At 64.0% G+C, this 25,585-nt stretch carries 27 protein-coding genes; 6 read left to right on the plus strand and 21 right to left on the minus strand.

Features of this window, described 5'->3' with window-relative positions; genetic code table 11:
• Positions 1 to 64: 64 nt before the first annotated feature.
• Complete coding sequence (locus tag NKJ88_RS24035) at positions 65 to 1,300, minus strand: class I SAM-dependent RNA methyltransferase (RefSeq protein WP_023668426.1); 1,236 nt, start codon at positions 1,298 to 1,300, stop codon at positions 65 to 67.
• Positions 1,297 to 2,091 (minus strand): TlyA family RNA methyltransferase, encoded by a 795-nt coding sequence (locus tag NKJ88_RS24040; protein WP_023668427.1) that lies wholly within the window; start codon positions 2,089 to 2,091, stop codon positions 1,297 to 1,299. Before NKJ88_RS24040 ends, NKJ88_RS24035 begins: the two co-directional genes overlap by 4 nt.
• 146 nt (positions 2,092 to 2,237) lie before the next feature.
• On the opposite strand from NKJ88_RS24040, the gene NKJ88_RS24045 reads away from it, so the two are divergent.
• Positions 2,238 to 2,639 (plus strand): GFA family protein, encoded by a 402-nt coding sequence (locus NKJ88_RS24045; RefSeq protein WP_023692079.1) that lies wholly within the window; start codon positions 2,238 to 2,240, stop codon positions 2,637 to 2,639.
• Here NKJ88_RS24045 and NKJ88_RS24050 read toward each other — a convergent pair.
• The 8 genes from NKJ88_RS24050 to NKJ88_RS24085 form a co-directional block, all read right to left on the minus strand.
• A complete protein-coding gene (locus NKJ88_RS24050; protein ID WP_023668429.1) occupies positions 2,636 to 2,920 on the minus strand; it encodes a hypothetical protein in 285 nt (94 codons plus the stop codon). The genes NKJ88_RS24045 and NKJ88_RS24050 overlap by 4 nt on opposite strands.
• Positions 2,921 to 3,065: 145 nt before the next feature.
• On the minus strand, positions 3,066 to 4,979 hold the full coding sequence (gene dxs / locus NKJ88_RS24055; RefSeq protein ID WP_023685414.1) for a 1-deoxy-D-xylulose-5-phosphate synthase: 1,914 nt from the start codon (positions 4,977 to 4,979) through the stop codon (positions 3,066 to 3,068).
• Between the two features lie 100 nt (positions 4,980 to 5,079).
• Positions 5,080 to 6,000 carry a pirin family protein gene (locus NKJ88_RS24060; RefSeq protein WP_023685413.1) on the minus strand — a complete coding sequence of 307 codons (921 nt, stop codon included), beginning with the start codon at positions 5,998 to 6,000 and terminating at the stop codon, positions 5,080 to 5,082.
• A 10-nt stretch (positions 6,001 to 6,010) separates the two neighbouring features.
• Positions 6,011 to 6,277, minus strand: coding sequence for a DUF2277 domain-containing protein (locus NKJ88_RS24065; protein ID WP_023668432.1), 267 nt, complete (start codon positions 6,275 to 6,277; stop codon positions 6,011 to 6,013).
• 38 nt (positions 6,278 to 6,315) lie between these two features.
• Positions 6,316 to 6,567, minus strand: a complete 252-nt coding sequence (locus NKJ88_RS24070) for an exodeoxyribonuclease VII small subunit (protein WP_023668433.1) — start codon at positions 6,565 to 6,567, stop codon at positions 6,316 to 6,318.
• 3 nt (positions 6,568 to 6,570) lie between these two features.
• On the minus strand, positions 6,571 to 7,497 hold the full coding sequence (locus NKJ88_RS24075) for a histone deacetylase family protein (RefSeq protein ID WP_023747548.1): 927 nt from the start codon (positions 7,495 to 7,497) through the stop codon (positions 6,571 to 6,573).
• Positions 7,498 to 7,568: 71 nt separating this feature from the next.
• Entirely contained in the window at positions 7,569 to 8,552 is a 984-nt protein-coding gene (locus NKJ88_RS24080) for a hypothetical protein (RefSeq protein ID WP_023747549.1), read from the minus strand.
• A gap of 93 nt (positions 8,553 to 8,645) precedes the next feature.
• Positions 8,646 to 9,254, minus strand: a complete 609-nt coding sequence (locus NKJ88_RS24085; protein ID WP_023747550.1) for a TetR/AcrR family transcriptional regulator — start codon at positions 9,252 to 9,254, stop codon at positions 8,646 to 8,648.
• Positions 9,255 to 9,372: 118 nt separating this feature from the next.
• Between NKJ88_RS24085 and NKJ88_RS24090 the strand changes: the two genes are divergently transcribed.
• Positions 9,373 to 10,596 carry an MFS transporter gene (locus NKJ88_RS24090; RefSeq protein WP_352445810.1) on the plus strand — a complete coding sequence of 408 codons (1,224 nt, stop codon included), beginning with the start codon at positions 9,373 to 9,375 and terminating at the stop codon, positions 10,594 to 10,596.
• A gap of 329 nt (positions 10,597 to 10,925) precedes the next feature.
• Here the strand turns inward: NKJ88_RS24090 and ribB are convergent, their stop codons facing one another.
• Both ribB and aroC read right to left on the minus strand, forming a co-directional pair.
• Entirely contained in the window at positions 10,926 to 12,026 is a 1,101-nt protein-coding gene (ribB, locus tag NKJ88_RS24095) for a 3,4-dihydroxy-2-butanone-4-phosphate synthase (protein ID WP_023668438.1), read from the minus strand.
• A gap of 74 nt (positions 12,027 to 12,100) precedes the next feature.
• Positions 12,101 to 13,216: a chorismate synthase gene (gene aroC, locus NKJ88_RS24100; RefSeq protein ID WP_352445812.1), complete on the minus strand. Its 1,116-nt coding sequence runs from the start codon at positions 13,214 to 13,216 to the stop codon at positions 12,101 to 12,103.
• A gap of 183 nt (positions 13,217 to 13,399) precedes the next feature.
• Between aroC and NKJ88_RS24105 the strand changes: the two genes are divergently transcribed.
• Positions 13,400 to 13,654: a DUF1344 domain-containing protein gene (locus tag NKJ88_RS24105; RefSeq protein ID WP_023685405.1), complete on the plus strand. Its 255-nt coding sequence runs from the start codon at positions 13,400 to 13,402 to the stop codon at positions 13,652 to 13,654.
• 84 nt (positions 13,655 to 13,738) lie between these two features.
• On the opposite strand, the gene NKJ88_RS24110 is transcribed toward NKJ88_RS24105, so the two are convergent.
• From NKJ88_RS24110 to mddA, 3 genes are all read right to left on the minus strand, one after another.
• Entirely contained in the window at positions 13,739 to 14,326 is a 588-nt protein-coding gene (locus NKJ88_RS24110) for a histidine phosphatase family protein (protein WP_023685404.1), read from the minus strand.
• 46 nt (positions 14,327 to 14,372) lie between these two features.
• A complete protein-coding gene (fabI, locus tag NKJ88_RS24115) occupies positions 14,373 to 15,194 on the minus strand; it encodes an enoyl-ACP reductase FabI (protein WP_023687133.1) in 822 nt (273 codons plus the stop codon).
• A 219-nt stretch (positions 15,195 to 15,413) separates the two neighbouring features.
• Entirely contained in the window at positions 15,414 to 16,148 is a 735-nt protein-coding gene (gene mddA / locus NKJ88_RS24120; RefSeq protein ID WP_023687132.1) for a methanethiol S-methyltransferase, read from the minus strand.
• A 187-nt stretch (positions 16,149 to 16,335) separates the two neighbouring features.
• Between mddA and NKJ88_RS24125 the strand changes: the two genes are divergently transcribed.
• Positions 16,336 to 16,971 carry a TetR/AcrR family transcriptional regulator gene (locus tag NKJ88_RS24125; protein ID WP_023743671.1) on the plus strand — a complete coding sequence of 212 codons (636 nt, stop codon included), beginning with the start codon at positions 16,336 to 16,338 and terminating at the stop codon, positions 16,969 to 16,971.
• 19 nt (positions 16,972 to 16,990) lie between these two features.
• On the opposite strand, the gene NKJ88_RS24130 is transcribed toward NKJ88_RS24125, so the two are convergent.
• Together NKJ88_RS24130 and NKJ88_RS24135 are read right to left on the minus strand one after the other, a co-directional pair.
• A complete protein-coding gene (locus tag NKJ88_RS24130) occupies positions 16,991 to 17,920 on the minus strand; it encodes a DnaJ C-terminal domain-containing protein (protein ID WP_023687130.1) in 930 nt (309 codons plus the stop codon).
• Positions 17,921 to 18,044: 124 nt separating this feature from the next.
• Complete coding sequence (locus tag NKJ88_RS24135) at positions 18,045 to 18,506, minus strand: RT0821/Lpp0805 family surface protein (protein ID WP_023687129.1); 462 nt, start codon at positions 18,504 to 18,506, stop codon at positions 18,045 to 18,047.
• 40 nt (positions 18,507 to 18,546) lie between these two features.
• Here NKJ88_RS24135 and pdxH point away from each other — a divergent pair, with 40 nt between their 5' ends.
• The gene (pdxH, locus tag NKJ88_RS24140; protein ID WP_023668448.1) at positions 18,547 to 19,164 is read left to right on the plus strand and encodes a pyridoxamine 5'-phosphate oxidase; all 618 of its coding nucleotides are present in this window, start codon (positions 18,547 to 18,549) and stop codon (positions 19,162 to 19,164) included.
• 8 nt (positions 19,165 to 19,172) lie between these two features.
• Here the strand turns inward: pdxH and NKJ88_RS24145 are convergent, their stop codons facing one another.
• Positions 19,173 to 19,925 carry a crotonase/enoyl-CoA hydratase family protein gene (locus tag NKJ88_RS24145; protein WP_023738480.1) on the minus strand — a complete coding sequence of 251 codons (753 nt, stop codon included), beginning with the start codon at positions 19,923 to 19,925 and terminating at the stop codon, positions 19,173 to 19,175.
• Between the two features lie 31 nt (positions 19,926 to 19,956).
• Positions 19,957 to 21,726, minus strand: coding sequence for an acyl-CoA dehydrogenase family protein (locus NKJ88_RS24150; protein ID WP_023752611.1), 1,770 nt, complete (start codon positions 21,724 to 21,726; stop codon positions 19,957 to 19,959).
• Between the two features lie 448 nt (positions 21,727 to 22,174).
• On the opposite strand from NKJ88_RS24150, the gene NKJ88_RS24155 reads away from it, so the two are divergent.
• Positions 22,175 to 23,287 (plus strand): glycoside hydrolase family 25 protein, encoded by a 1,113-nt coding sequence (locus NKJ88_RS24155; RefSeq protein ID WP_023723281.1) that lies wholly within the window; start codon positions 22,175 to 22,177, stop codon positions 23,285 to 23,287.
• 3 nt (positions 23,288 to 23,290) lie between these two features.
• Here NKJ88_RS24155 and purD read toward each other — a convergent pair whose 3' ends face one another.
• Together purD and NKJ88_RS24165 are read right to left on the minus strand one after the other, a co-directional pair.
• On the minus strand, positions 23,291 to 24,577 hold the full coding sequence (purD, locus tag NKJ88_RS24160) for a phosphoribosylamine--glycine ligase (RefSeq protein WP_023727498.1): 1,287 nt from the start codon (positions 24,575 to 24,577) through the stop codon (positions 23,291 to 23,293).
• A gap of 133 nt (positions 24,578 to 24,710) precedes the next feature.
• A complete protein-coding gene (locus NKJ88_RS24165) occupies positions 24,711 to 25,505 on the minus strand; it encodes a phytanoyl-CoA dioxygenase family protein (protein ID WP_023752609.1) in 795 nt (264 codons plus the stop codon).
• Between the last annotated feature and the right edge of the window lie 80 nt (positions 25,506 to 25,585).

Here is a 25,585-nt window from a genome sequence, read left to right on the forward strand (position 1 = left end):
TGCCAGCCGGCTACGTCTTGCGGGGGGCGGCAAACTCAAGCACGGCCTTGTGAAAATCGGCGGATTAACGTCGCCGTTTCGGCTTCTCCAGCAGCGCCACGGCCTCGACATGCGGCGACCACAGGAACTGGTCGATGGGCGTGACGCTCTTCAAGATGTAGCCGCCGTCAATCAGGATGCGCAGGTCTCGTGCCAGCGTCACCGGATTGCAGGAGACGGCGGCGACGAACGGCACATCCGAGCGGGCGATCTGCTTCGACTGGTCCTCGGCGCCGGCGCGCGGCGGGTCGAAGACGACGCCATCGAAAGCATTCAGCTCCTTGAACGTCAGCGGCCGCCGGAACAGGTCGCGGCGTTCGCCGGTTACCCGCTTCAGGCCGGTGGCGAAGCGCGATCCGCGGTCGAGCGCCGAAAGGGCTGCCGCGTCGCCTTCGACCGCGTGGACTTCGGATTTGGCCGCCAGCCGAAGCGCAAAGCTGCCGCAGCCGGCGAAAAGATCCGCGACTTTCCTGGCACGCTTCAGATGTCCGCCAACGAGATCGGCCATCGTCTGTTCGGCGGCTTGCGTTGCCTGCAGGAAGGCGCCAGGCGGTATGGCGACAGCGACGGTGCCGAACATGACCACCGGCTTTTTCGGCTCGATGACAATCTCGTCGTCGATCGAAAGCCGGGCAAAGCCATTGGCCATGATGAAGTTGGAGGCGACCCGGCGCTGGTTCTCGCCCAGCTTGCCCGACTCATAGACAGCGACGTCAAGCCCCGAGCCCGTCACAGTGACCGCCATCCGGAACGATTTGGTGGTGGCGCAAACCAGGTCGGCGACCGACCTCAAGCGATCGAGCGCGGCAACGATCTCCGGCAGCGAGATCGGACATTCCTCGATGGGGATGATTTCCGGCGACAGATGGCGATGGAAGCCAAGCAGCATGCCTGTGTCGGCGCGCCTGGCGGCAAGCACGACGCGGCGGCGTGTGTGTGGCGCACACGGCACCAGGGCGCCGATGTCGCCGGCAATGCCTTTCAAGGCATGCACGACCTTGTCGCGTTTCCATTGCTGGTAAGCGTCGGCTTGCAGATGCTGGACGGCGCAGCCGCCACATTCGGTGAAATGCCGGCAGGCCGGATCGATACGCAGCGGCGACGTCTCCAATACCGCCATCAGCATGGCGCGATCCCTCTCGCGCGCGGCGGTGACGGTCTCGCCGGGCAGGGTGAAGGGAATGAACAGCTCGCCGGTTTCCGTCTCGGCGACGCCGTCGCCCTGCGAACCCAGTCTCTTGATGGTGAAGCCCGTGCTCATCGGTCCTTGGTCCCGGCATCCTTGGTCCCGGCATCCTTGATCCCGGCAAGCAGGAATTCGCGGTTGCCGTCCCCGCCTTCGATCGGCGACATGTGCAAGCCCAATGTACGCCAGCCAGGGACGCCTTCGAGCCATTCCTGCAGCAAGCCGGCCACACGGGCGGCGTCATAAGGGTCTTTCAAAAGACCGCCCTTGCCGATCGCCTCGCGGCCGGCCTCGAATTGCGGCTTGACCAGAAACACCGCACGAGCGCCGTCCCGTGCCAATGCCAACGCCGGTGGCATCGCCAGTTTCAACGAGATGAAGCTGACGTCGGAGACGATGAAATCGGGGATACGGCCGCCGAGATCGGCAGCCGCGAGCTCGCGAGCGTTGAGGCCCTCGATCACGGTGACGCGCGGGTCGGACGAGACACCGGGATGCATCTGGCCGTGGCCGACATCGATGGCAGTGACATGGGCCGCGCCGCGTTCGAGCAGCACCTGGGTGAAGCCGCCTGTCGAGGCGCCGATATCGAGGGCTTCACTGCCCGCGGGATCGAGACTGAAATGGTCGAGCCCGGCGATCAGCTTCAGCGCCGCGCGTGAGACATAACCCTGCGCCGGGTCGTCGATGACGATGAGACAGTGCGGCAGAACCGTCCGGCCGGGCTTGCGGGCGACCACGCCGTCGACCGTCACGGTGCCGCGCTCGACCGCGTCGCGGGCGCGCGAGCGGCTCGCAAACAGGCCGCGCTGGACGAGCAATTCGTCGAGCCGCTGGCGTGTGCTGGCTGGCAGAGGGGAGTTCATCGGCCTTCATGGCGAAAGCCGGCCGCGAAGGCAAGGACATTGGCATAGGAGGACGTCGAGACCCGGGCCGCAAGCCAGTCCGCCCGGTTGAATAGCGCAGCCAGTCCGGCAAGATGTAGAGGCTCAGGCAATGCGGAGGAAGACGAATGCTGACGGGAACCTGCCATTGCGGCGCCGCCCACTGGACCCTGGAAGGCGATCCCGGCCCGATCACGGCCTGCAATTGCACGCTTTGCCGCCGCTATGGCACACTCTGGGCCTATGACTTTGTCGACGAGCGTATCCGGCTTGTGGGGCCTGTGCAGTCCTACACCCGCGCTGGCAAGGAGACGCCGTCGCTGGAAATCCTGTTTTGCCCGACATGTGCCTGTGTGCTTGCCTGGCGCGGTTTGCGCCGCAGCGACAGCGGCCGCACGCGGATCGCCGTCAATGTCAGGCTGGCACCGCCGGAGGCGGTCGCCGACCTGCCGATCGACCATTTCGACGGGCTGGACACTTATGACGACCTGCCGCGCGATGGGCGCTGCGTGCGCGATATGTGGTTTTAGAAGATCGTGCGTGAGACCTGCCGTTCAACGGCCGGCATCAGGCCGTCGCTTCCGTCATCTGAAGCCTGCTTGCGCGGGCGCTCGACAGCAACGACTGGTGCGTCCGGCACGACGACAAGCTGCGGAACCTGCTTGTAGGAAAAAGCGCCCCTGATATCGCCCATCTTGCGGGCGACGATGCCTGCCACCGCCTGTTCGAGCTTGCGGTCATAGCGCGTCTCGGCCATGGCCGGCGCGGCGATGACGGCCAAAAGGGCCGCGCCGCACAGAAGCGTTCGCATTGTTTTTAACTCCCTGCCTGGAGGCAGTTCTAGCAGGGCGGCGTTGAAAAACGGCCAAAAGAGACGGTGAGCGAAACGCCAAAGAGAAGCGTTAACAAAGTGTCAGGCTTGCACAGGCACCTGCTTCAGCTGCGTGAGGTTTGATTCAGGCGCGCTGCGCGCGCGCGGAATGGCCGAGCGCGACGAACACGGTGCGCACGATGCCGGCCGCGTCAAGCCCGGCATCGGCATACATTTTTTCCGGCTTGGCGTGGTCGGTGAACTCGTCCGGCAGCACAAGCGGCCGAACTTTCAGACCGCTTTCCAGCAAGCCTTCATGGGCGAGGAACTGCAGCACGTGGCTGGCGAAACCGCCGACAGCGCCCTCTTCCACCGTCACCAGCACTTCGTGCGAGCGGGCGAGACGGCGGATCAAATCCTCGTCCAGCGGCTTGGCGAAACGGGCGTCCGCAACCGTCGTCGAAAGCCCTGCCGCGCCGAGTTCCTCGGCCGCCAGCAGACAGTCCTGCAGTCTTGTGCCAAAGGACAGAAGCGCCACCTTGGTGCCTTCCCTGACGATGCGGCCCTTGCCAATTTCGAGCACCGAGCCGCGCTCCGGCATGTCGACGCCGACGCCATTGCCGCGCGGATAGCGGAAGGCGATCGGGCCTTCGTCATAATAGGCGGCGGTGCGCACCATGTGGCGAAGCTCCGCCTCGTCGGCGGCCGCCATCACCACGAAGCCCGGCAGCGTCGCCAGGAAGGTGGTGTCGAAGGCGCCGCAATGAGTGGCGCCGTCGGCGCCGACGAAACCGGCGCGGTCGATCGGGAAACGCACCGGCAGTTTCTGGATCGCCACATCATGGACGACCTGATCGTAGGCGCGCTGCAGGAAGGTCGAATAGATGGCGGCGAAGGGCTTGTAGCCCTCGCTGGCGAGGCCGGCGGCGAAGGTCACGGCATGTTGCTCGGCAATGCCGACATCGAAGGTCCGGGTCGGAAACGCTTCGCCGAACAAATCGAGGCCGGTGCCGTTCGGCATGGCGGCGGTGACGGCGACGATACGTTCGTCCAGGCGGGCTTCCTGGACCAGGCTTTCGGCAAACACCTTGGTGTAGGCCGGCGCATTGGCCGGGGCCTTGGTCTGCGCGCCGGTGATGACGTCGAACTTGTTCACGCCATGATATTTGTCGGCCGCAGCCTCGGCCGGCGCGTAGCCCTTGCCCTTCTGGGTCACGACATGGATCAGCACCGGACCGTCGGCATGGTCGCGGACGTTCTTCAGCACCGGGATCAGATGCTCGAGATTGTGGCCGTCGATCGGGCCGATATGGTAGAAGCCAAGCTCCTCGAACAGCGTGCCGCCGGTGACGTAGCCGCGCGCATGCTCGACCGCCCGCTTGATGGCGCGATCGGCACGCTTGCCGAGATAGGAGGTCAGTTTCTTGCCGAAGTCGCGCAGGCCAAGATAGGTCTTGCCAGAGGCAAGCCGCGCCAGATAGGCGCTCATGGCGCCGGTCGGCGGCGCGATCGACATGTCGTTGTCGTTGAGAATGACGATCAGGCGAGCATCGAGCGCGCCGGCATTGTTCATGGCTTCATAGGCCATGCCGGCAGACATGGCGCCGTCGCCAATGACGGCAATGACATTGTTGTGGCCGCCGGAGAGGTCGCGCGCCATGGCCATGCCGAGGCCAGCGGAAATGGAGGTCGAGGAGTGCGCGGCGCCGAACGGGTCGTATTCGCTCTCGGCGCGACGGGTGAAGCCAGACAGGCCGCCTTCTTGCCTGAGCGTTCGGATGCGGTCGCGGCGGCCGGTCAGGATCTTGTGTGGATAGGCCTGGTGGCCGACATCCCAGATCACGCGGTCTTCCGGCGTGTTGAAGACATAGTGCAGCGCCACCGTCAGTTCGACGACACCGAGGCCAGCGCCGAGATGCCCGCCCGTATGCGAGACGGCATCGATCAGCTCGGCGCGCAGCTCCGAGGCCAGCTGCGGCAGCTCGCTTTCGTCAAGCTTCTTCAGGTCGGCTGGAATGCGGACCTTGTCGAGAAGCGGCGTATGCAGCGTTGCGTTCACTGTTAAGGGCCTGCTCAGCTATGATGCGCGTCGATCATGGCGAAATATGCCTGCGTCGCCCGAATGTAAATGCGTGTCAGTGACGCGGGTGATGCTGACGTTAATTGTCCGGTAACGGAATGAACTCTTCCTCATCTCCAGGAACGATATCGAAGCGGCCCGTCTTCCATTCCTGCTTGGCCTGTTCGATGCGTTCCTTCGACGACGAGACGAAGTTCCACCAGATGTGGCGCGGAGAGCCGAGCGAAGCGCCGCCGAAGAGCATGAAATGGGCGCCGCGCTCGGACGACACGACGATCTCGTCGCCAGGCCGGAACACCAGCAGCCGTTCGGCCGGAAAACGGTCGCCCGAGATTGAGACATCGCCGTCCAGCGTGTAGATGGCGCGTTCCTCGGCGTCGGCGGGAATTTTGACGCTGGCGCCGGGCGCCAGCCTCAGATCGGCGTAGAGCGTCTCGGTGTCGGCTCTTACCGGCGAGCGCAGTCCCTGGAAATCGCCGATCACCACGCGGCCGGAAACACCTTCGGCGTCGATCTCGGGCAGAAGGAGCGCGGCCGTGTTCTCGAACACCGGCGCCACTTCCTCCTTGCCGTCGGGCAAGGCCAGCCATGTCTGCAGGCCGGAGACCGACATCGGCGCGCCGCGCAGTTCTTCGGGCGTGCGCTCGGAATGGACAATGCCGCGGCCGGCGGTCATCAAATTCACGTCGCCGGGCTGGATGACCATCTCGGTGCCGAGCGAATCGCGGTGCCTGATATTGCCGTCGAACAGATAGGTGACGGTGGAAAGCCCGATATGCGGGTGCGGGCGCACATCCATCGCCTGGCCGGCGCGCAAGATCGCCGGCCCCATGCGGTCGAAGAAGATGAAGGGACCGACCAGCCGCCGCTTTGCCGTGGGCAGAGCGCGACGAACCTGGAAGCCGCCAATGTCCTTGGCGTTTGGAATGACCATGAGCTCGATCTGGTCGCTGGCGAAGGCATCGCCAGGCTCAGGGTCCTTGCCGGGGAAGAAACTCATCTGGATGTCCTCAGGCGAAGCGGAGCGCCGATTTGGCTTTTGCCTTGGCCGCCACCTCTTCACGATTGCGCGGATGATGCGTGGTTTCCAGCGAATGCAGCAATTCATGCGCCGATTCGGCGATCGCCTCGACGGCACGGTCGAAGGCTGCCTGGTTGCGCTGCGAGGGGCGCGTCGTTCCGCTCAGTTTGCGCACGAATTGAAGGGCGGCGTCGCGGATCTCGTCATGGGTCGCCGGCGGCTCGAAATTGAACAGGGTCTTGATGTTTCTGCACATGCTTGAACTCCTATCTGCTTTATGCCCGCCCCATTCCACTACTCCGCGTCGAGCGGCTCCGTTCCCACCGGTTTGCCATCACGCGACAGCCTGATCTTCTCGACCTTGTCTTCGGCCGCCTTCAGCAGCCGGTCGCAATGGGCCTTCAGCGCCTCGCCGCGCTCATAGATCTTGATCGATTGGTCGAGCGGCACGTCGCCGCGTTCCAGATCATCGACGATCTTTTCCAGCGCGTCGAGTGCCTGCTCGAAGCTCATCGCCTTCACGTCTTCATTTGCTTCGCCAGCCATACTTTACCCCTTCATCAGCCGCCCGACATGGGCGGCGACCGAAAATGCCAGTCCCTGCAGATCGTAGCCGCCCTCAAGCAGGCTGACGAGCCGGTTGCCGCTGTGGCGCCCGGCGCGTTCCAGCAACTGGCCTGTCGCCCAGTCGAAATCGTCCTCGCTGAGGTTGATCTCGGCCAGCGGGTCGCGATGGTGAGCGTCGAAGCCTGCGGAAATGATGATCAGATCGGGCGCGAAATTGTCGAGCGCCGGCAGGACGCGCGACAGCAAGGCATCGCGAAACATGTCCGAGCCGGTCTGCGGCGCCAGCGGGGCGTTGACGATGTTGCCGGCGCCGGTTTCGCTCTTGGCGCCGGTGCCGGGATAGAGCGGCATCTGGTGCGTCGAACAATAGAGCACCGAGGGATCGTCCCAGAAGATGTCCTGCGTGCCGTTGCCGTGATGGACATCCCAATCGACGATAGCGACGCGCTCGGCGCCGTGTTTCTTTTGCGCATAACGCGCGGCAATCGCCGCGGTGTTGAACAGGCAAAAGCCCATCGCCGTGGTCTTTTCGGCGTGGTGGCCGGGCGGACGTGAGGCGACGAAGGCATTGGCGACGCGGCCCTCGAAGACGTCGTCGACAGCGGCGTTGGCGGCACCGATGGCGGTCACCACCGCCTGCCAGCTTTTCGGGCTGGCGCTGGTGTCGGCGTCGATCGAGGCAATGCCGCTTTCAGGGATCGCGGCGCGGACGCGGGCGACGAAATCCTCGGGGTGGGCGTAGAGGATTGTGGCCTCGTCGCCTTGCGGCGCCGTTACCCGATCGAGTGCGGTGAAGGCCTCGTCGTCGAGCACGCGCTCGATAGCGCGCAAGCGGTCCGGCCGCTCCGGATGACCGGGGGGCGTCAGATGTTCGAGGAAGATCGGATGGGTGTAGAGCCTGGTGACCATGACCCGATATAGGCGCGCCCGGCCGCTTTGACCATGGTTTGACGCCTCACCGCCCCGACGTTCAACAGGGATTACACCCCGGGCGCGGGCTGCGTCCAGCGCGAGCCGCCGAAGGAGGCCAGCGCCTTATCCCTGAGTTCCCTGAACTTGGACGACCCCTCGGCCAGCCGCTGGTCCCATTCGGCGTTCGGCACCTGGCCTTCGATGGTCTTGAAATAGACCTGCATCAGGCAGGCTATGGCGAAGGGTTCGATGAAGGCCGCCTTGAAGGCCCAGGCAAGGAGGATGGCGAGCACGAAGGCCCAGCCGCCGAGCTGCCCCGGAATGAACCACATGATGGCGGCGGCCGGCGCCAGCATCAAAAGGAAGATGACGAAGGACACACCCCACATGATGACCGCCAGCCAGACGGCGTTCTTGACCATGGTCTTGCCGTTCTGGGCATAGAGCACGACGCCTTGCCGGGCGGTTTCGAAGGGCGACGACGAGTTGATACGGATGTTGTAGCCGAGGATGATCTCGTCAACATAGGTCAGCGACAGGCGGATGACCGTATTGATGAAAGCGACCAGGCCGCCGAGGCCCGGAATGGGCAGGAAGGCGGCGATGCCGCCGATCAGGCCGGTGATGGCGCGGATGGCGCCCTTGACCAGCTGGTCGACCACGAAAAGGATGTTGGCCTCGGCGAAACGTTCCTTCACCACATCCTTGGCGTAGGCGATCTGGTCCTGGCCATTGGGAATCTCGCGGCCATCGATCAGATGGACCATGACGGCGATATGGCCGGCCTTGACGACATAGAGGATGTATTCGCGGATCCAGTACAGCGCGATCGAAACGACGCCGATGCCGACGATGCCGCCCCAGAGCGCAAAGGACAGCGGCCCGTCGGGATCGGTGGAGACATGGCCGACGCCATAGCCGACGGAGGCGCCGCTGCCGGTCGCCACGATATAGGCGAGCGTGATGCCGAAATAGATGATCATGCGAAGGGCAATGAAAGGCCATGTCCTGATCATGATGGACACCGACCTGCCGATTTCGAAATCCCACATGCGCCCGAATCTCCCCTCAGAGATGGACGGCGAGGATGAACCCGGGCCGGGAATTGTCAATCTCGGCAATGCCGGGGATCGGCTGGCGAGATTTCAGACCGGCTGCGAGTCCTGCTTTTTAAGCAAGCCTTCAAGCAACTGCTGGAAGGCCGCCACCACGGTCTTCGACGTGGCTTCGGGGTCGTTCGAATTGGCGATGCGCTGTGCCGCCTGGCTGCTGGCGCCGTTGATTAGTCTTGCGGCGGTTTCCGGGTCGACGCCGGGGACGACCACCCCCTCCTGCTGCAGCCTGGTCAGATGATCGGTCATTGAACCGACGCAGGCATTGGCATTCGGCCATTGCGCCGGATCGCCGAGCACAGCCGGACCGTCGCGAAACATGATGCGCTGGATTTCCGGCTCCAGCGCCATCTCGATATAGGTCGTGCATTCGTCGACGAAACGCTGCCAGCGGCTTGGCGCCCGCGACGCAATCTCATGGATGCGGACGGCCATCTCGCCATCGATTTCGGCGATGACGGCCTGCAGCAGGCCCTTCTTGTCGCCGAAATGATGATAGAGCGCACCGCGCGTCAGCCCGGCCGAGGCGGTGAAGTCGTCCATCGACGCGTCGGCATAGCCGATCGTGCCGAAAGCGTGGCGGGCCGCCGTGATCAGCTTGGCGCGCGTTTCGGCAATCATCTCCTTGCGGGGTCTGTGCATGGTTCTGGCCTTATTCACATACGCTTCGTATGCCAATTGACATACGCGGCGTATCGACTACCTATATTCATACGCATCGTATGTAATTGTCGAATTGGCCTTTGTCGAGGAACCAGCCATGCAAAACCCATACTCGGAAATCTTTCGTGCCCCTGGAGCCAAGGGGTTTGCCGCCGCGGGCTTCCTCGCGCGGCTGCCGATCGCCATGGCGCCGATCGGCATCGTGGCCATGCTCTCGCAGACGCGTGGCGAATACTGGCTGGCGGGAGCTGTCTCGGCGACGTTCGCGCTGAGCAACGCTTTCGTGGCGCCGCATATATCACGGCTGGTCGATCGCCTCGGCCAGACGCGGATCGTGATTCCGACCACCATCCTCACCGTGCTCGCCTTCGCGGTGCTGATTGCCGCAGCCAATCAGGACTGGCCGGTGTGGACGCTGTTTGTGTCGGCACTGGCGGCCGCCGCCATGCCCAGCATGCCGGCGATGGTGCGCGCGCGCTGGACCGAGATTTTTCGCGGCCGGCCGCAGATGAACACCGCATTCGCCTTCGAATCGGCGGCGGACGAACTCGTCTACATTGCAGGCGCATCGCTGTCGGTGGGCTTGAGTGCCGCTCTGTTCCCGGAAGCCGGTGTCCTGGTCAGCACGCTATTCCTCGCCCTTGGCTCGGCAGCCTTCATCCTGCAGCGTTCGACCGAACCACAAGTGCGGCCGGTGAATCATGTCTCGAGCGGCTCGGCAATCCGGCTCAGGCCGGTGCAGATCATCACCTTCGCCCTGATCTTCGTCGGCGCCACCTTCGCGACGACGGAAGTGAGCACGGTGGCGATCACCAAGGAACTCGGCCAGCCGGGCGCCGCCAGCCTCGTCATCGGCGTCTATGCGCTGGGATCGTTCGTGCTCGGCCTTATCGTCGGCGCGCTCAACCTGAAAGCGCCGCTGCAGCGCCAGTTGGCCCTCGCGGTCGCCCTCGTTGCGCTCGGCACATTGCTGCCGCTCACCGCCGACACGGTGCTGCTGCTGGCGCTGACCGTTTTCATCAGCGGCGTGGCGATCTCGCCAACCTTCATCACCGCCTTCGGCCTGATCGAACGCCACGTGCCGGAAACGATGCTGACCGAAGGCATCACCTGGGTGATGACAGGCATCGGCATCGGCATGGCGCTCGGTTCGTTTGCCGCCGGTGCGGTGGTGGATGAATTCGGCGCCCGCAACGGGTTCTGGGTCTCGGTGGCGGCCGGCGTCATCGCATTGGTGACGGTGTTGCTGGGCCAGCGCAGCCTGGCCACCCACACATGCGAGCTGGACGGATGCGACGCGGCCGCCGTTCCCGCGGAGTGAGGATATGGCCTGACGTTGGCTTTGGAGACGATCGCAAACGTTCGGAATTAGGTGAGGCCTCTGGTGTCGTCATCCACGCGCGAGCGGGAGCGAAGCGGCCGCGCAGACCCGAGGACCCATTCCGTTACCTTGACCGAAGGGTGCAGCGGAGCAGACTTCTGCACCGTTGCAACGCGTCGAAGTCGCGGCATGGATCCTATGGTCTGCGCCGCGTCGCTTCGCTCCTTGCTTCGCCATAGGATGACGAACGCGTGGAGGCTTCAGCAAATCGCAGAAGCAGGCGACCTGCCCGCGCAATTTTTTCGGCAGCGTCGCTCTTGCGCGACGAACTAGATAATCTCAGTTTTCGCGATGTGAATCCCAAAGCCTTCAAGCCCGACATAGTGGCGCTCGCGCGAGGCGATCAGGTTGATCGAGGAAATGCCGAGATCCTTCAGGATCTGGGCGCCGAGGCCGATTTCTCGCCACTCGTTCTCACGGCGGCGGGCCTCTTCGTGGTCCTCACGGTCGGCACTCATCGGCCGGTTGCGCTCCTGATGGGCGACGCCGACCGAACCCTCCCGGAGATAGACGATGACGCCGCGCTTGCGTTCGCCCATCGCCTTCATAATGGCGTCGAGCCGGTGGCTGGTGCCGAACACGTCGGTCACCACATCCTCCGAATGCAGCCGCACCGGCACGTCCTCGCCGTCACGGATGTCGCCGAAAACGACCGCGACATGGTGCATGGAGTCCCAGGGCAGCGTGTAGGTGAAGACCTGTGCCTTGCCGCCGAGTGTGTCGATTTCGGAGCAGGCGACGCGTTCGACCAGCGTTTCCTTGCGCTGCCGGTAGGCGATGAGGTCGGCGACCGAGACCTGCTTGAGGCCGTGTTCCTCGGCAAAGCTCGCCACCTGCGGGCCGCGCTTGACGGTGCCGTCGTCATTGACCAACTCCGAGATCACGCCAACCGGCGGCAGGCCGGCAAGTTTGCACAAGTCAACCGCGGCTTCGGTATGGCCCGAACGCATCAGCACGCCGCCTTCCCTAGCGATCAGCGGGAAGATGTGGCCGGGGCGAACGAAATCCGAACCGCCGACATTGCCGTTGGCCAGGTTGCGCACGGTCAGCGTGCGGTCCTCGGCCGAAATGCCGGTGGTGGTGCCATGCTTGAAATCGACGCTGACGGTAAAGGCCGTGGTGTGGGCGGAATCATTGTCGGCGACCATTGGCTGCAGATTGAGCCGCTTGGCCTCCTCGCGCGGCATCGGCGTGCAGACGATGCCGGAGGTGTGACGGATGATGAAGGCCATTTTCTCCGGGCTGCAATGCACGGCGGCAACGATCAGGTCGCCCTCGTTCTCACGCCCGTCATCGTCCATGACGACGACGATCTCGCCGCGCTCGAAGGCGCGGATGGCTTCGACGATTTTCTTCTGATCGTATGGCATTGGCTCGCTTCGCTCGCAGGGAATAGGGGTTGGGCAGTAGGAGTTAGGGAAGGAAGTACGGGCAGGCTTATTGCCTAATCCCTACTGCCTAATCCCCGGCCTGTCTGTCCCCGGTGCCGCAGATAATGGTCGGCGATGGCGCAGGCAACCATGGCTTCGCCGATCGGCACGGCGCGGATGCCGACGCAGGGGTCGTGGCGGCCCTTGGTCATGACGTCGACGTCGTTGCCGTCCTTGTCGATGGATTTTCGCGGCGTCAGGATCGACGAGGTCGGCTTGACGGCGAAGCGGGCGACGATCGCCTGGCCGGTCGAGATGCCGCCCAGAATGCCGCCGGCATTGTTGGACAGGAAGACCGGCTTGCCGTCATTGCCGATGCGCATCTCGTCGGCATTCTGTTCGCCGGTGATGCGCGCGGCTTCGAAACCGTTGCCGATCTCGACGCCCTTGACGGCGTTGATCGACATCAGGCCGGACGCGATGTCCTGGTCGAGCTTGGCATAGATCGGCGCGCCAAGGCCGGCTGGCACGCCGTCGGCGACGATCTCGATCACCGCGCCGACCGAGGAGCCGGATTTGCGGATGCCGTCGAGATATTGCGTGAAGACGGGAACGGACGCCGGATCGGGGGTAAAGAACGGGTTTTCGGCGTCACCGATGAAATTCCAGTTCCAGTTGGCGCGGTCGATGGATTTCTCGCCCATCGAGACCAGCGCGCCGCGCACCACCATTCCGGGCACCACCTTGCGCGCCAAGGCGCCGGCCGCCACGCGAGCGGCGGTCTCGCGGGCCGAAGAACGGCCGCCGCCGCGATGGTCGCGCAGGCCGTATTTGACGTCATAGGTGTAGTCGGCGTGGCCGGGACGGTACTGGCGGGCGATCTCGCCATAGTCCTTGGAGCGCTGGTCAACATTCTCGATCAGCATCGAGACGGGCGTGCCGGTGGTGATCATCGTCTCGCCGTCCTCGTCGAGGATGAAGCCGGATAGCACGTTCACCTCGTCCGGTTCGCGGCGCTGGGTCACAAAACGCGACTGGCCGGGACGGCGCTTGTCGAGTTCGGCCTGGATTTCGGCCCGTGTGAAGCGGATCCCGGGCGGGCAGCCGTCGACGACACAGCCGAGCGACGGGCCATGGCTTTCGCCCCAGGTGGTGACGCGGAACAGATGGCCGAACGTGTTGTGAGACATGAATTTTAGCCCTGCCCGGCAGCGGACCGGATCAAAGGTGCGTTCTATTGGCGTTTTCCACAGCGGTCAAACTGTGATCCGGCGGTTTTAGTTTTGACACATTCGGTTGGTTTCTGCTCTCTTCCATCCGGCCGTTGAAAGCTCGCCGCCATCCGTGCAGGCGCAATGACAAAGAGGACGACGATGCGTACCCTGATTGGCGCTGCTGCCGCCATGTTGCTGATTTCCACCGCCGCCTATGCCGGCCAGACCGAAGGCCTGATCAAGAAGGTCGACAAGGACGCGCTGACGCTGACGCTGGAGGACGGCAAGTCCTTCAAGCTCAACGCCGAGACCGATCTCGATTCGCTGAAGCCGGGCATGGATATCGTCATTGCCTATGACGTGACGAATGGCGAGAACGTCGTCACCGACATGGAACTGCCCGACACCGAGTAACACCGACGCCGAACAGGGTCTTGCCGCTCGGCGGAGCCCTGCCCGGATAAACGGGACGGTCGTCCTGTTTTTATCTGCTCGAACCTAAAGCCAATCCAGACGCCCGTCCTGCAGCCTGAGCACCCGGTCCTGCCGCACTTCCAGGTTTGCCGCTTCATGTTCGGAAACACCTTCGACCATCCGAAACAGAGTCCGCACGACGCCACCATGCGTGACGCAGACCGTCTGGCGGTCGAGCGCCTCGAACCACGGCTTCACCCGTTCGAGCAGCATCTGGTAGCTTTCGGCGCCCTCGCCCGGCGGCTGGAAATTCCATTTGTTGCGTCGTCGCGCCTTCGCCGAGCCCGGCATTCGCGCATCGAGTTCGGCATAGGTAAAGCCCTGCCAGTCGCCAAAGTGCACCTCGACCAGACGCGGGTCGGTGCGGTAGGCATCGGGATCGAGTTGCATCGCCAAGCGTAGCCGCTGCATCGTCTCGCGCGTCCGCTTCATCGGGCTGGCGACAAAGTCGAAATCCTCAGGGTTCTGGATCAGTTCGGCCAGTCGCCGTCCATTGCGGGTCGCCTGCTCGCGGCCGAGCGCGTTGAGATCGGTGTCGGCCTGGCCCTGCAGCCGCGACTCGGCATTCCACTGCGTCTGGCCATGGCGCACGATGTAGACGAGCGGAACCATCGGGTCTTCCGGAAATCAGGACAGGCAGGCGGAAACCGCGGCAGAACTATTCCTTGACGGTCGAAATATCCGGCGCGTCGACCGCCTTCATGCCGACGACGTGATAGCCGGAATCGACATGGTGCACCTCGCCGGTGACGCCACGCGACAGGTCCGACAGGAAATACACGGCGGAATCGCCGACTTCTTCCTGGGTGACGGTCTGCTTCAGCGGCGAATTGTATTCGTTCCACTTGAGGATGTAGCGGAAGTCGCCGATGCCCGAAGCAGCCAAGGTCTTGATCGGCCCGGCCGAGATGGCGTTGACGCGGATCTTCTTGCCGCCGAGGTCGACGGCGAGATAGCGCACGCTGGCTTCCAGCGCGGCCTTGGCGACACCCATGACGTTGTAATGCGGCATGACCTTTTCAGCGCCATAATAGGTCAGCGTCAGCAGCGAGCCGCCATCGGTCATCAGCGCTTCGGCGCGCTTGGCGATGGTGGTGAAGGAATAGACCGAAATGTCCATGGTGCGCAGGAAATTGTCGCGCGTCGTCTCGACATAGCGTCCGGTCAACTCGTCCTTGTCGGAAAAGGCGATGGCATGGACGAGGAAGTCTAGCTTGCCGTCCCAATGCCTGGCGACATTGGCAAACACGTCGTCGAGGCTCGCCGGATCAGTGACATCGCAATGACCGGCGACAAAGGCGCCCAATTCCGCAGCCAGCGGCTCGACGCGCTTCTTGAACGCCTCGCCCTGATAGGTCAGCGCGATCTCGGCGCCATGGTCGACGCAGGCCTTGGCGATGCCGTAGGCAATCGATCTGTTGTTGGCGACGCCCAGTATAAGCCCGCGCTTGCCGGCCATTAGGCCCTGTCCACCCGCCATGTCAGCGCTCTCCGAAAGGTTTTCTGCTTTGGAGTGCCTATCGCACACGCAGAAAGGCGCATCAAGCACAGACGGGGCGCGCGTTCAATTCAGACACTCGGCGTGACAACGAATGGGGGATAATAAGGTTGTTGTGAGATTCGAACGCCTCACTGCGGCCAGCGCGCCTTGACGGCCCAGGCCGGGCAGCCGAATCGGCTGGCCGGCACCGCATCGGCCCTATCCAGCCATTTTGCGCCAGGGAATGAGCATTCCCACCTGCTTGCGGTAGAGGCGGTACTGATCGCCAAACATCGCGACGAGATCGCGTTCCTCGAGGAAGATGCCGAGCAGGATGTAGCCGGTGCTGCCCGCCGCGAACAGAAGATGGCCCCATGTCATCGACGGCGTCGCCCAGAAGGCCAGGAGAAAGCCGACATAGAGCGGGTGCCGGACCCATTTGTAGAACAGCGGCGTCCTGAACACGGGCGGCGCCGGTTCGCTCTTGCGCAAAGCGGCGAGAACCTGGCGCAAGCCGAACAGTTCGAAATGGTTGATCAGAAAGGTGCTGGTCAACAATACCGCCCAGCCGAGCCAGAACACGCCATGGATGACGGCGACCCAGACCGGGTTCTCGACCGTCCAGACGAGACCGGGGATCGGCCGCCATTGCCAGTAGAGCAGCAGCAGGATGAGGCTGGCCAAAAGCACATAGGTGCTGCGTTCGGCCGCGTGCGGGACAATCTGTGTCCACCAGCGCTTGAAAACCGGCCGCGCCATGATGCTGTGCTGGGCGGCGAAAAGGCCGAGCAGCAGCGCATTGACGATGACGGCTTCGACCGGACTTCCAGCGACTCCGGAATCGATGGATTTCGGCACGACCATGTTGCCGACGAAACCGACCGCATAGAGAAACGAACCGAGAAAAATCAGGTATGCGGCAACGCCGTAGATAAGGGTGATTACGCCCGCCATGACTGCCCCTCCATGCAAGCATCAGGATTCGGTCGGTCGACCGAATTCAGTGTCAAAGACCATAAATTCTCTGACGAGTCAACTTGATCGGTCGCTCGACCGAGATAGAGTGGAGGGACGTCCAGCCCCGGACAGGAGAAGCTATGATCCGCCCAGATTGCACCGCTAACAGCGGCAGCCACGCCGCATGACGGACGCTGCCGAAGCCGTTACCCCGCCGCAGAACAAGCAAAAGCGCGACACGCGCGCCGAACTGATTTCGGCCGCCGAGTTATGCCTCCATCAAGGCGGTTATGCCGATCTGTCGACGCGCCGCGTTGCCGAGATCGCCGGCGTTCCGCTCAGCCAGATCCATTACCATTTCGGCTCCAAGGAACGGCTGTTCCTGGCCCTGCTGGACCATCTGAACGAGGGCCTGCTGAAGCGCCAGGCGGAGACCTTTGCGGCACCGATGCCGCTGTGGCAACGCTGGGAGCGCGCTTGCGATTTCCTCGACGATGATCTGGCGTCCGGCTATGTCCGGATCCTGCACGAGATGATCGCGGCAAGCCTGTCGAGCCCCGAGATCGCCAAGGCGGTGCGCCGCGACCTGCGCGGCTGGTTCGAACTGCTGGACGGACTGGCGCAAGAGGCGGAGCAGCGGTTCGGCGGCCTCGGGCCATTCTCCGCCGCCGAAGTAACCAGTCTGGTCAGCGCCGCCTTCCTCGGCAGCGAGACGATGATCCTGCTGGAGATCGAGGGCCCGCATGTCCCGGTGCGGCAGGCGCTGCGCCGCTTCGGCGAAACCATCCGGCGGATGGAGGAAGCGGCGCCCGGCAGCTAGCCAGCCAAGTCGAGCCGCATCAGCCTTTGCGGCTGCGCATCAGCGCTTCGAGTTCGCTGTCGCCGCCTTCCGGCAGCATGATGCGAACATGGGCGTAGAGATCGCCATGGCCGCCGGCCTTTTCCGGCAAGCCCCTGCCCTTCAGGCGCAGCACCTTATCGGAACTCGACCAGGCCGGAATGTTGACCGCCAGCCTGCCGGTCGGCGTGTCGACCGGCACCTTGGCGCCCAGCACCGCGTCGGCCAACGCTACCTCCAGATCGGCATGCAGGTCACGGCCTTCGATGCGGTAGCGCGGGTGCCTGCGGATACGGATCTTGACCAGCGCATCGCCCGGCTGTCCCGGCCCCTGCTCGCCCTGGCCCTTCAGCCGGATGGTCTGGCCATCCTCGACATAGACCGGCAGCTTGACCGCGATCTTGCGGCCGTCGGGGAACATCGCCGTCACCTTTTCGGCGGTCGCTATCTCCTCGATGGTGACGTCGAGCGTGACGTTGAGATCGGCGGCTGTCGCCTGCTGGCGGCGGTCGCCGGCGCCAGCGCCGCGCGCACCGGAAAAAGCGTCGCCAAAGATCTGGCTGAAGATGTCGCTGTTGCCGTCGAAAGGATCGCCGCCCGGGCGGCCCGAACGGAATTCGAAGCGCGAGCCGCCGGCGCCCTGCTGGCGGCGGAAGCCACCGAACGGATCGCCGCCACCGGCCGCGCCCTCGAAGCCCTGGAATTTCGGCTTGCCGTCGGCGTCGATCTCGCCGCGGTCGAAGGCCGCACGGTTCTTCTCGTCGCCGACGACCTCATAGGCCTGATTGGCGGCGGCAAAACGGTCCTTGGCCTTTGGATCATTCGGATTCTGGTCCGGATGATACTTCTTGGCGAGCTTGCGGTAGGCCGATTTTATGTCCTTGGCCGATGCGTTCTTGGCCACGCCCAGCACCTCATAGGGGTCGCGCATGCGTCCTGCCCTGGAAAATGAGTTAAATCCACGTTGGCCCTTATATGCGCTCCCATAGGAAGAAATTCCAGTGGCGCGCAGGCTTATCGAGGGTTGAAATTGCGGTGCCCGCAAACCTCGAAAATCAGAGCGGTTTGAAGTCCTGCATGTGCCAGCCGCCGGCCGCGGCGATGCACAATTGCCCCTTGAACAAAGCGACGCCGTCGAAGCTTTCGCGCGAGGCGGTAAAGCTGCGGCAGGCCTGGCCGTTGTCCTGCACTTCGGCGAGTTCAGTGATGGAGCCGCGCGAGCCGGTGTCGGCATTCGCCCAGGGCACGGCCTGGCCGCGAAGCTCCTCGATGTCGGCCGAAGACACCGCATTGCCGATCGTGGTCTGGTCGGAAGCGCTGTCGGCGTCCGTCGATGTCACCCTGGCCGGCGCGCTTGAGGTGACGATGGAACGATCGACCTCGGCCTTTTCCAGGCTGAAGCCGCCGGCGCCGCAGGCGGCAAGCGGCAGTGCGATAATCACGATCACGGCTTTCGAACTGGCCGAAGCGATAACGCTCCATTGCCCGCTGTCAAAAGCTTGCGCGATACGCGACAATCGGCAACCTCCTGAAGCTCGATACAATTTGAGAAAAACTATGAGTGACACTGAGTTAACAAGTAGTGACTTTACCGAAGCCGCCGAGCCGTTCCGGCTCTTTGCCGAGTGGCTGGAGGACGCCAAGAAAAGCGAAATCAACGACGCCAACGGCGTAGCACTTGCAACCGTCGATGCCGACGGCATGCCGGATGTGCGGATGGTGCTGCTCAAGGGTTTCGATGAAAGCGGCTTTGTCTTCTACACGAATTTCGAGAGCGCCAAGGGCCGCGAGATTCTTGGCAGCATGAAGGCGGCGATGTGCTTCCACTGGAAATCGCTGCGCCGCCAGGTGCGCATACGCGGTCCGGTGGAGATCGTCAGCGACGCTGAAGCCGACGCCTATTACGCGACGCGGCCGCGCGGCAGCCGGATCGGCGCATGGGCTTCGAAACAGTCGCGGCCGCTGGAAAGCCGCTTTGCCCTGGAGAAGGCGGTGGCCGAATACACGGCGCGCTACCCTATCGGCGAAATCCCGCGGCCAAAGCACTGGTCGGGCTTCCGCATCGTGCCGCAGGCGATCGAGTTCTGGCACGACCGGCCATTCCGGCTGCACGATCGGCTGGTCTTTTCGCGCAACGCCGAAGGCGGCTGGGACAAGACACGGCTTTATCCCTGAGGATAAGTTCAGGCCTTCTTGCGCGTCATGAAGGCCGTCAACGCGGCGCGCGCTTCGTCGGACTTCAGCCGCTCGGAGAAACGCTCGCTCTCCACCTTGATGCGGGCGACAAGCTCGTCGCGCGGGGCGCGCATCAGGTCACGAGCGATCTTCAGCGCCTGCGGCGGCTTGGCGGCGATCGCGCCGGCCGCGGCGAGTGCCGCGGCTTCTAGCCCGTCCTCCTCGACCACCTCATAGATCAGGCCGGCGGCCTTGGCGCGTTCGGCGGAAAAACCTTCGCCGAGTCCAAGCAGCGCAAAGGCGCCCTGCCTGCCGAGGATGAGCGGCGCCAGCAGGCTGGAGCCCGCCTCCGGCACCAGGCCGAGGTCGACGAAGGGTGTGCGGAACACCGTGCGCGGCGTGGCGAAAGTCAGGTCGCAATGCAAATTGAGCGTGGTGCCGATGCCGACCGCAATGCCGTCGACGCCGGAGACCATCGGCTTCTCCGTTTTGGCCAGCGCCATCAGGAAGTCCCAGACCTCGTTGCCGCCCTCACCGCCGGTGGCGATGACCAGGAAATCGGCGAGATCGTTGCCGGAAGAGAAGGCGCCAGGCACACCGAGGAAGACATGGACGCGAACCGCCGGGTCGGCATCGCCATCGGCCAGCGCCTTGGACATTGTCGCGTACATGGCGCGCGTCAGTGCGTTCTTCTTGTCGGGACGGTTCATGCGGATGATCTGGATGGCGCCCTGGCGCTCGACGAGAATATGGTCTGTCACGGTCATTCTTCCCTGGTGAGCGCTCTGGTATTCAGGCCGTTATCAGCGCCTTGCCGGCGGTAGCGAGGCTCTCGGCGCCATCGATGACGCGTTCCTTCAAGGCGCTGACTTCGCCGAGCAGGTTTTCGGCGAAAAAGCGGCAAAGGGCGATGCGGCTCTGCTGGGCAAGTCCGCCACGCGCCAGATAAGCGCCGCCGGCAGCAAGCGAGATCAGCCTGAGATAGGGGGTCGCACCGGCTTGCGCTTCGTCCAGACGGCCGTCGGCCAGCAGCTTCTGCAGGAAGCGCGTCGCCTCGGTGAGATCGTCGAACGCCTGGTCAAGCGCTTCGGCGGTGCGGCCGAAGCCCTGCAGGTTCGAGGTCCGCACCTCGTCGGCGATGGCCTTCAGTTCGGCGATATAGCCATGCACATGCTCGCCGCCGCCAAGCGGCAATTTGCGGGCTACAAGGTCGATCGCCTGGATGCCGTTGGTGCCTTCATAGATCGGCGCAATGCGGGAGTCGCGATAGAGCGCGGCCGCGCCCGTCTCCTCGATGAAGCCCATACCGCCGTGGACCTGGACGCCGAGCGATGCGACATCGACGCCGATATCGGTGGAAAAGGCCTTGGCCAGCGGCGTCAGCAGATTGGCGCGATCGCGCCAATGCGCGGCCTCCTCGCCTGTCGACACACGCGCAAAGTCGATGGCATAGGCGCAGGAATACGAGATGGCGCGGGCGATCTGGGTCAAAGCCTTCATGGTCAAGAGATTGCGCTGCACGTCGGGGTGATGGACGATCGGCGCCATCCCGGCGCCTGAAAAGTCCGATGCCTTGCCCTGGCGGCGCTCATTGGCATAGGCGATCGCCTTCTGCGTCGCGGCTTCGGCCACTGCCACGCCCTGCATGCCGACGCAAAGCCTCGCGTTGTTCATCATGGTGAACATGCAGGCGAGCCCCTTGTTCTCCTCGCCGATCAGCCAACCGACGGCGCCGGGCGCAGCACCCTGGAACCCGTCGCCATAGATCATGGTGCAAGTCGGCGAGGCATGGATGCCGAGCTTGTGCTCGAGGCCGGAACAGAAGACGTCGTTGCGGGCACCGAGCGAGCCGTCATCATTGACCAGGAATTTCGGCACCAAAAACAGCGAGATGCCGCGCGTGCCGGCCGGTGCGTCGGGCAGCCGCGCCAGCACCAGATGGATGATGTTGTCGGTGAAATCATGCTCGCCATAGGTGATGAAGATCTTCTGGCCGAAGATGCGGTAGGTGCCGTCGCCGGCAGGCTCGGCGCGACTGCGCAAGGCGGCGAGATCGGAACCGGCCTGCGGCTCGGTCAGGTTCATCGTCCCCATCCACTCGCCGGAGACGAGCTTTGCCAGATACTTTGCCTTCAGCGCTTCGGAGGCATGCTTGTCCAGCGCCTCGACGGCGCCCATGGTCAGCGTCGGGCCGATGCCGAAGGCCATGGCGGCGGAGTTCCACATTTCGAGCGCGGCAACGCCGAGCATGGTCGGCAGGCCCTGGCCACCGAATTCTTCCGGTCCGGACAGCGCGTTCCAGCCACCGCCGATCCAGCTGCGGTAAAGCGCCCTCCAGCCGGGCGGCATGGTCACGGCTGCATCCTTCAGCACCGCGCCGTGCTCGTCGCCGATCTTGTAGAGCGGCGCCACTTCCTCGCTGGCGAAGCGGCCGGCCTCGGCCAGGATGGCGTCGACAAGGTCTTCGCCGAGGTCGCCGAACGCGCCGCTGTCGAGCGCCGGTTTGAGCCCGGCGACATGCTTGAGCGTGAACGAAATGTCGTCGACCGGGGCCTTGTACATGCCGCTTTCTCCTCCGCTGCTCCGACTGCTCGATCCTAGGACCCGGGCCGATGCAAAACCATCCGCCTCTGGGCGGCCTCCGACCTTCTTTTTACGTAAACGTCAAACTTTGTCACGCGGATTTTCATCGAACTTCGTCGTCCACAGGTGGAGCGGGAGCGTAGCGGATGCCGAGTACCATGTCGCGACCTCGCGCCAGGGGCGCAACGGTGCAGAATTCCGCGCCGTGGCAACGCTTCGAAGTCGCGGAATGCATACTATGGTCCGCGCCGCGTCGCTTCGCTCCTTGCTTCGCCATAGAATGACGAAATCGCGAGAGCGACAGGACTCCTGCCCGAAAGCACTTCCTTAACCATACCGGTCCACCATCGGTGTTTGGTCAGCGGGGATCCCCTGTTTGAAAACGCCGGCGCATCTTCTTCGCCGCTCAGCGATCGCTCTCGCGGCGATGATGGCGCTGACGTCAGCGGCTACAGCCTCGGACTTTTCCGAGCCTTGGCGGGATGGCGACCGCGCGCTGGTGGTCGACGCCTATGAATACAATTCCATCGACTGGGCGCAGCTTGCCACCGACAAGCGCATTGTCGGCTTCATCAACAAGGCCTCCGACGGGCTGCCGCCGCCCTATTTCTGCTACGGCGACGAGCCTACGGTCAAACTCTGCAAGACATTGTGGAAACGCTTTGCGGTGACGCGCGAGCTGTTTCAGACGCGCAAGGTGGTGGCCAAGGCGCTCGGCCTGAAATGGGGCGCCTATCATCTTGCCCGCCCCGGCAATCCGCTCGAGCAGGCCAACAGTTTCATCGATTTCGCCGAGCCAGCCCCTGACGATCTGCTCGCCCTCGATCTCGAAGGCAACGACCCCTCGCAATGGATGTCGCTCGAGGATGCCGAGGAATTCGTGCGCCAGGTGCACCGGCGGCTCGGCCGTTTCCCGATCCTCTACACCAACGGCAAGACCGCCCAGTACATCGCCGACAACCGCTACCAATACCGTCTGCTGTCGCGGCTGCCGCTCTGGTATGCGCGCTACAAGCCCGACATCGACGTGCATTTTCCGATGGGCAACTGGCAGGGCTATGCGCTGTGGCAGTTCTCGGCGCAGGCCAATTGCGGGCGCCTGCGCTGCCCCTACCGCGTCGCCGGCACGCCCAACGACATCGACGTCAACGTCGCGCCGATGGACGCGGCGGCACTGCGCCAGCAATGGCCCTTCGGCGGCCTGATCGACGTGCCGCCCGACTACCTCGCCTCGATACCGGTGCCGGTGTCGCGCGCGGCCGGGCTCGCCGGCAAAGTCACCATCACATACGCCGATGTGGCGACGCCACCGACGGTCGAGGAAATGGTGGCGGTGCTCGGCGCGCGCTGGCAGACATTCCGCGCCGCCTTCCGCATGCCGGTGGTCAAGACGGTGCCGCGCCGCGCGCGCTTCGGTATTGCCGAGTATGTCGCCTGGAAGCGGACCACGTATCGTTCGGAGGCTCTGCTCGAGGCCGCCTTCTCGCAGGCCGCCGACCCGGTCAGCACCGCTTCGACGGAACTGGTTCGCGAGCGCTGAGGCTTATGTGGCGGCGCTGGCCTTTTCCCGCGCCACCGCCTGCCAGCCTATGTCGCGGCGGCAGAAGCCTTGCGGCCAGTCGATACGGTCGAGCGCGGCGTAAGCGCGGCTTTGCGCTTCGCCCACCGTCTTGCCTGATGCCGTGACGTTGAGCACGCGGCCGCCATTGGCGACCAGCGCGCCGCCATTGATGGCAGTGCCGGCATGGAAAATCTCAACGCCTTCGCCAGCGGCTTCGTCGAGAGCCCGAATGACCGAGCCTTTTTCCGGCGTCCCGGGATAGCCCTGTGCCGCCATCACCACGGTCAGCGCGGCATCGTCGCGCCAGCGGATCGAACTGTGCGCCAACTGGCCGTCGACGGCGGCGTTGAGCAGCACCAGCAGATCGTCCTTCAGCCGCATCATCAGCACCTGACACTCGGGATCGCCGAAGCGGGTATTGTATTCGATCAGCTTCGGCCCCTTGTCGGTGATCATCAGCCCGGCAAACAGAATACCGGCGAACGGCGCGCCAAGCTCGGCCATGCCGCGCATGGTCGGCTCGACGATCTCGCGCATGGTGCGCTCGACAATTTCGGGGCTCATCACCGGCGCCGGCGAATAGGCGCCCATGCCGCCGGTGTTGGGGCCGGTATCGCCATCGCCGACGCGCTTGTGGTCCTGCGCGGTGCCAAAGGGAAGTGCGGTCGTGCCGTCGCACAGGCAGAAGAAACTCGCCTCCTCGCCGGTCATGAATTCCTCGACCACGACCTCAGCGCCGGCGTCACCGAATGCGCCGTCGAAACAAGCATCGAGGGCGGCGCGCGCCTCGTCCAGCGTCATGGCGATGGTGACGCCCTTGCCGGCAGCGAGCCCATCGGCCTTGATGACGATCGGCGCTCCCATCTTTTCGACGTAGGCCTTTGCCGCGGTCAGATCGGTGAAGCGGCCATAGGCAGCGGTCGGGATATCGTATTTGGCGCAGAGGTCCTTGGTAAAACCTTTCGAGCCTTCGAGCCTTGCGGCGCGCTTCGACGGTCCGAAGACGCGGATGCCTTCGCCGCGCAGGTCATCGGCAATGCCGGCGACCAGCGGGCCTTCCGGCCCGACGACGACGAGGTCGATCGCGTTGTCCTTGCAGAAGCTGGCAACAGCGGCATGGTCGGCGATGTCGAGCTTGACCAGTTCGGCCTCGTGGGCGATGCCCGGATTGCCGGGCGCGGCATAGAGCCTGGTCAAAAGCGGCGAGGCCGCGATCTTCCAGGCCAGGGCATGTTCGCGGCCGCCGGAGCCGATCAACAAAACGCGCATGCCGATGTCCCTTGTCATTTCACGACAGGGACTGCGCTATTGCCCCGGGCGGCGCGGGTCAAGAGTTTTACCTTGCGCCATACCGGTTGCGCACGGGAACGTCGCGCCGAGAGCACGGCGTCCCCGGCCGGTATCAGCTCTGGAAGACGACCGGGAACCAGTCCTCGCGCAGTTTCTGGCCGGGCTTCATGTCATGGCCGGGATAGGGCGGCGAGGTACGGCCGGGGCGCTCGACATAGCGCGCATCGTCGCCGACCCAGCGCAGCGACAGCGCCCGGCGACGCGCCGCGGTCGGATTGCCGCGCGCACCATGCGCGGTGCGGAAGTCGAACAGGATGGCGTCGCCCGGCTCCATCTCCCATTCGAGCACCTTCAGCGACGGGTCCTTGTCTGGATCCGGCACGGGCAGATAATCGCCCTCGCCGGCATAGAAATTGCTGTCATCGAGCCAGCGCACCGGCAGGATCATCTTGTCCCATTTGTGCGAGCCGGCGATCAGCCGCAGCGTCGCTTCCTTGACCGGATCGATCGGAATCCAGAAGCTGACGGTCTGGGTGCCATCGACGAAGTAATACGGGATGTCCTGGTGCCAAGGCGTCGGCTTTTGCGTGCCCGGTTCCTTGACCAGCACATGGTCGTGGAAGAACTGGGCGCTGCGCGACTGCATCGCCGCTGCCGCGAGTTCCGCGGCCGGGGAATTGCGCACCACGTCGACGAATTCGGGAATGCGCTCCCAATTGCAGTAATCGTCGAAGAAGCTGCCCTTGCCGTTGGCGATGTCCGACGCCGTGGCGCTGCGGTTTTGCATGTTGCGCTCGATGCCGGCGCCGATGGTGCCGACCCAGTCCTTGAAAGCGCCGCGTATGCAGACCGCGCCGTCGCGCTGGTAGTCGGCAATCGCTGCGGCATCGATATGTCTGGCGGCCATCTCATGTCTTCCCTGTTTCGATGACCGACTATCGCAGCCGCCGCACATCGCGTAAAATAATAACTTCTCATCTCTCTTAT

It is taken from the genome of Mesorhizobium sp. M0016 (genome assembly GCF_040324035.1).
Lineage (GTDB): Bacteria > Pseudomonadota > Alphaproteobacteria > Rhizobiales > Rhizobiaceae > Mesorhizobium.

Excerpts from the sequence above, each read along its gene's own strand:
- NKJ88_RS24035 (WP_023668426.1), bottom strand. The coding sequence starts at position 1,300 with ATGAGCACGGGCTTCACCATCAAGAGACTGGGTTCGCAGGGCGACGGC.
- NKJ88_RS24040 (WP_023668427.1), bottom strand. The coding sequence starts at position 2,091 with ATGAACTCCCCTCTGCCAGCCAGCACACGCCAGCGGCTCGACGAATTG.
- NKJ88_RS24045 (WP_023692079.1), top strand. The coding sequence starts at position 2,238 with ATGCTGACGGGAACCTGCCATTGCGGCGCCGCCCACTGGACCCTGGAA.
- NKJ88_RS24050 (WP_023668429.1), bottom strand. The coding sequence starts at position 2,920 with ATGCGAACGCTTCTGTGCGGCGCGGCCCTTTTGGCCGTCATCGCCGCG.
- NKJ88_RS24060 (WP_023685413.1), bottom strand. The coding sequence starts at position 6,000 with ATGAGTTTCTTCCCCGGCAAGGACCCTGAGCCTGGCGATGCCTTCGCC.
- NKJ88_RS24065 (WP_023668432.1), bottom strand. The coding sequence starts at position 6,277 with ATGTGCAGAAACATCAAGACCCTGTTCAATTTCGAGCCGCCGGCGACC.
- NKJ88_RS24070 (WP_023668433.1), bottom strand. The coding sequence starts at position 6,567 with ATGGCTGGCGAAGCAAATGAAGACGTGAAGGCGATGAGCTTCGAGCAG.
- NKJ88_RS24075 (WP_023747548.1), bottom strand. The coding sequence starts at position 7,497 with ATGGTCACCAGGCTCTACACCCATCCGATCTTCCTCGAACATCTGACG.
- NKJ88_RS24080 (WP_023747549.1), bottom strand. The coding sequence starts at position 8,552 with ATGTGGGATTTCGAAATCGGCAGGTCGGTGTCCATCATGATCAGGACA.
- NKJ88_RS24085 (WP_023747550.1), bottom strand. The coding sequence starts at position 9,254 with ATGCACAGACCCCGCAAGGAGATGATTGCCGAAACGCGCGCCAAGCTG.
- NKJ88_RS24090 (WP_352445810.1), top strand. The coding sequence starts at position 9,373 with ATGCAAAACCCATACTCGGAAATCTTTCGTGCCCCTGGAGCCAAGGGG.
- ribB (WP_023668438.1), bottom strand. The coding sequence starts at position 12,026 with ATGCCATACGATCAGAAGAAAATCGTCGAAGCCATCCGCGCCTTCGAG.
- aroC (WP_352445812.1), bottom strand. The coding sequence starts at position 13,216 with ATGTCTCACAACACGTTCGGCCATCTGTTCCGCGTCACCACCTGGGGC.
- NKJ88_RS24105 (WP_023685405.1), top strand. The coding sequence starts at position 13,400 with ATGCGTACCCTGATTGGCGCTGCTGCCGCCATGTTGCTGATTTCCACC.
- NKJ88_RS24110 (WP_023685404.1), bottom strand. The coding sequence starts at position 14,326 with ATGGTTCCGCTCGTCTACATCGTGCGCCATGGCCAGACGCAGTGGAAT.
- fabI (WP_023687133.1), bottom strand. The coding sequence starts at position 15,194 with ATGGCGGGTGGACAGGGCCTAATGGCCGGCAAGCGCGGGCTTATACTG.
- mddA (WP_023687132.1), bottom strand. The coding sequence starts at position 16,148 with ATGGCGGGCGTAATCACCCTTATCTACGGCGTTGCCGCATACCTGATT.
- NKJ88_RS24125 (WP_023743671.1), top strand. The coding sequence starts at position 16,336 with ATGACGGACGCTGCCGAAGCCGTTACCCCGCCGCAGAACAAGCAAAAG.
- NKJ88_RS24130 (WP_023687130.1), bottom strand. The coding sequence starts at position 17,920 with ATGCGCGACCCCTATGAGGTGCTGGGCGTGGCCAAGAACGCATCGGCC.
- pdxH (WP_023668448.1), top strand. The coding sequence starts at position 18,547 with ATGAGTGACACTGAGTTAACAAGTAGTGACTTTACCGAAGCCGCCGAG.
- NKJ88_RS24150 (WP_023752611.1), bottom strand. The coding sequence starts at position 21,726 with ATGTACAAGGCCCCGGTCGACGACATTTCGTTCACGCTCAAGCATGTC.
- NKJ88_RS24155 (WP_023723281.1), top strand. The coding sequence starts at position 22,175 with ATGATGGCGCTGACGTCAGCGGCTACAGCCTCGGACTTTTCCGAGCCT.
- purD (WP_023727498.1), bottom strand. The coding sequence starts at position 24,577 with ATGCGCGTTTTGTTGATCGGCTCCGGCGGCCGCGAACATGCCCTGGCC.
- NKJ88_RS24165 (WP_023752609.1), bottom strand. The coding sequence starts at position 25,505 with ATGGCCGCCAGACATATCGATGCCGCAGCGATTGCCGACTACCAGCGC.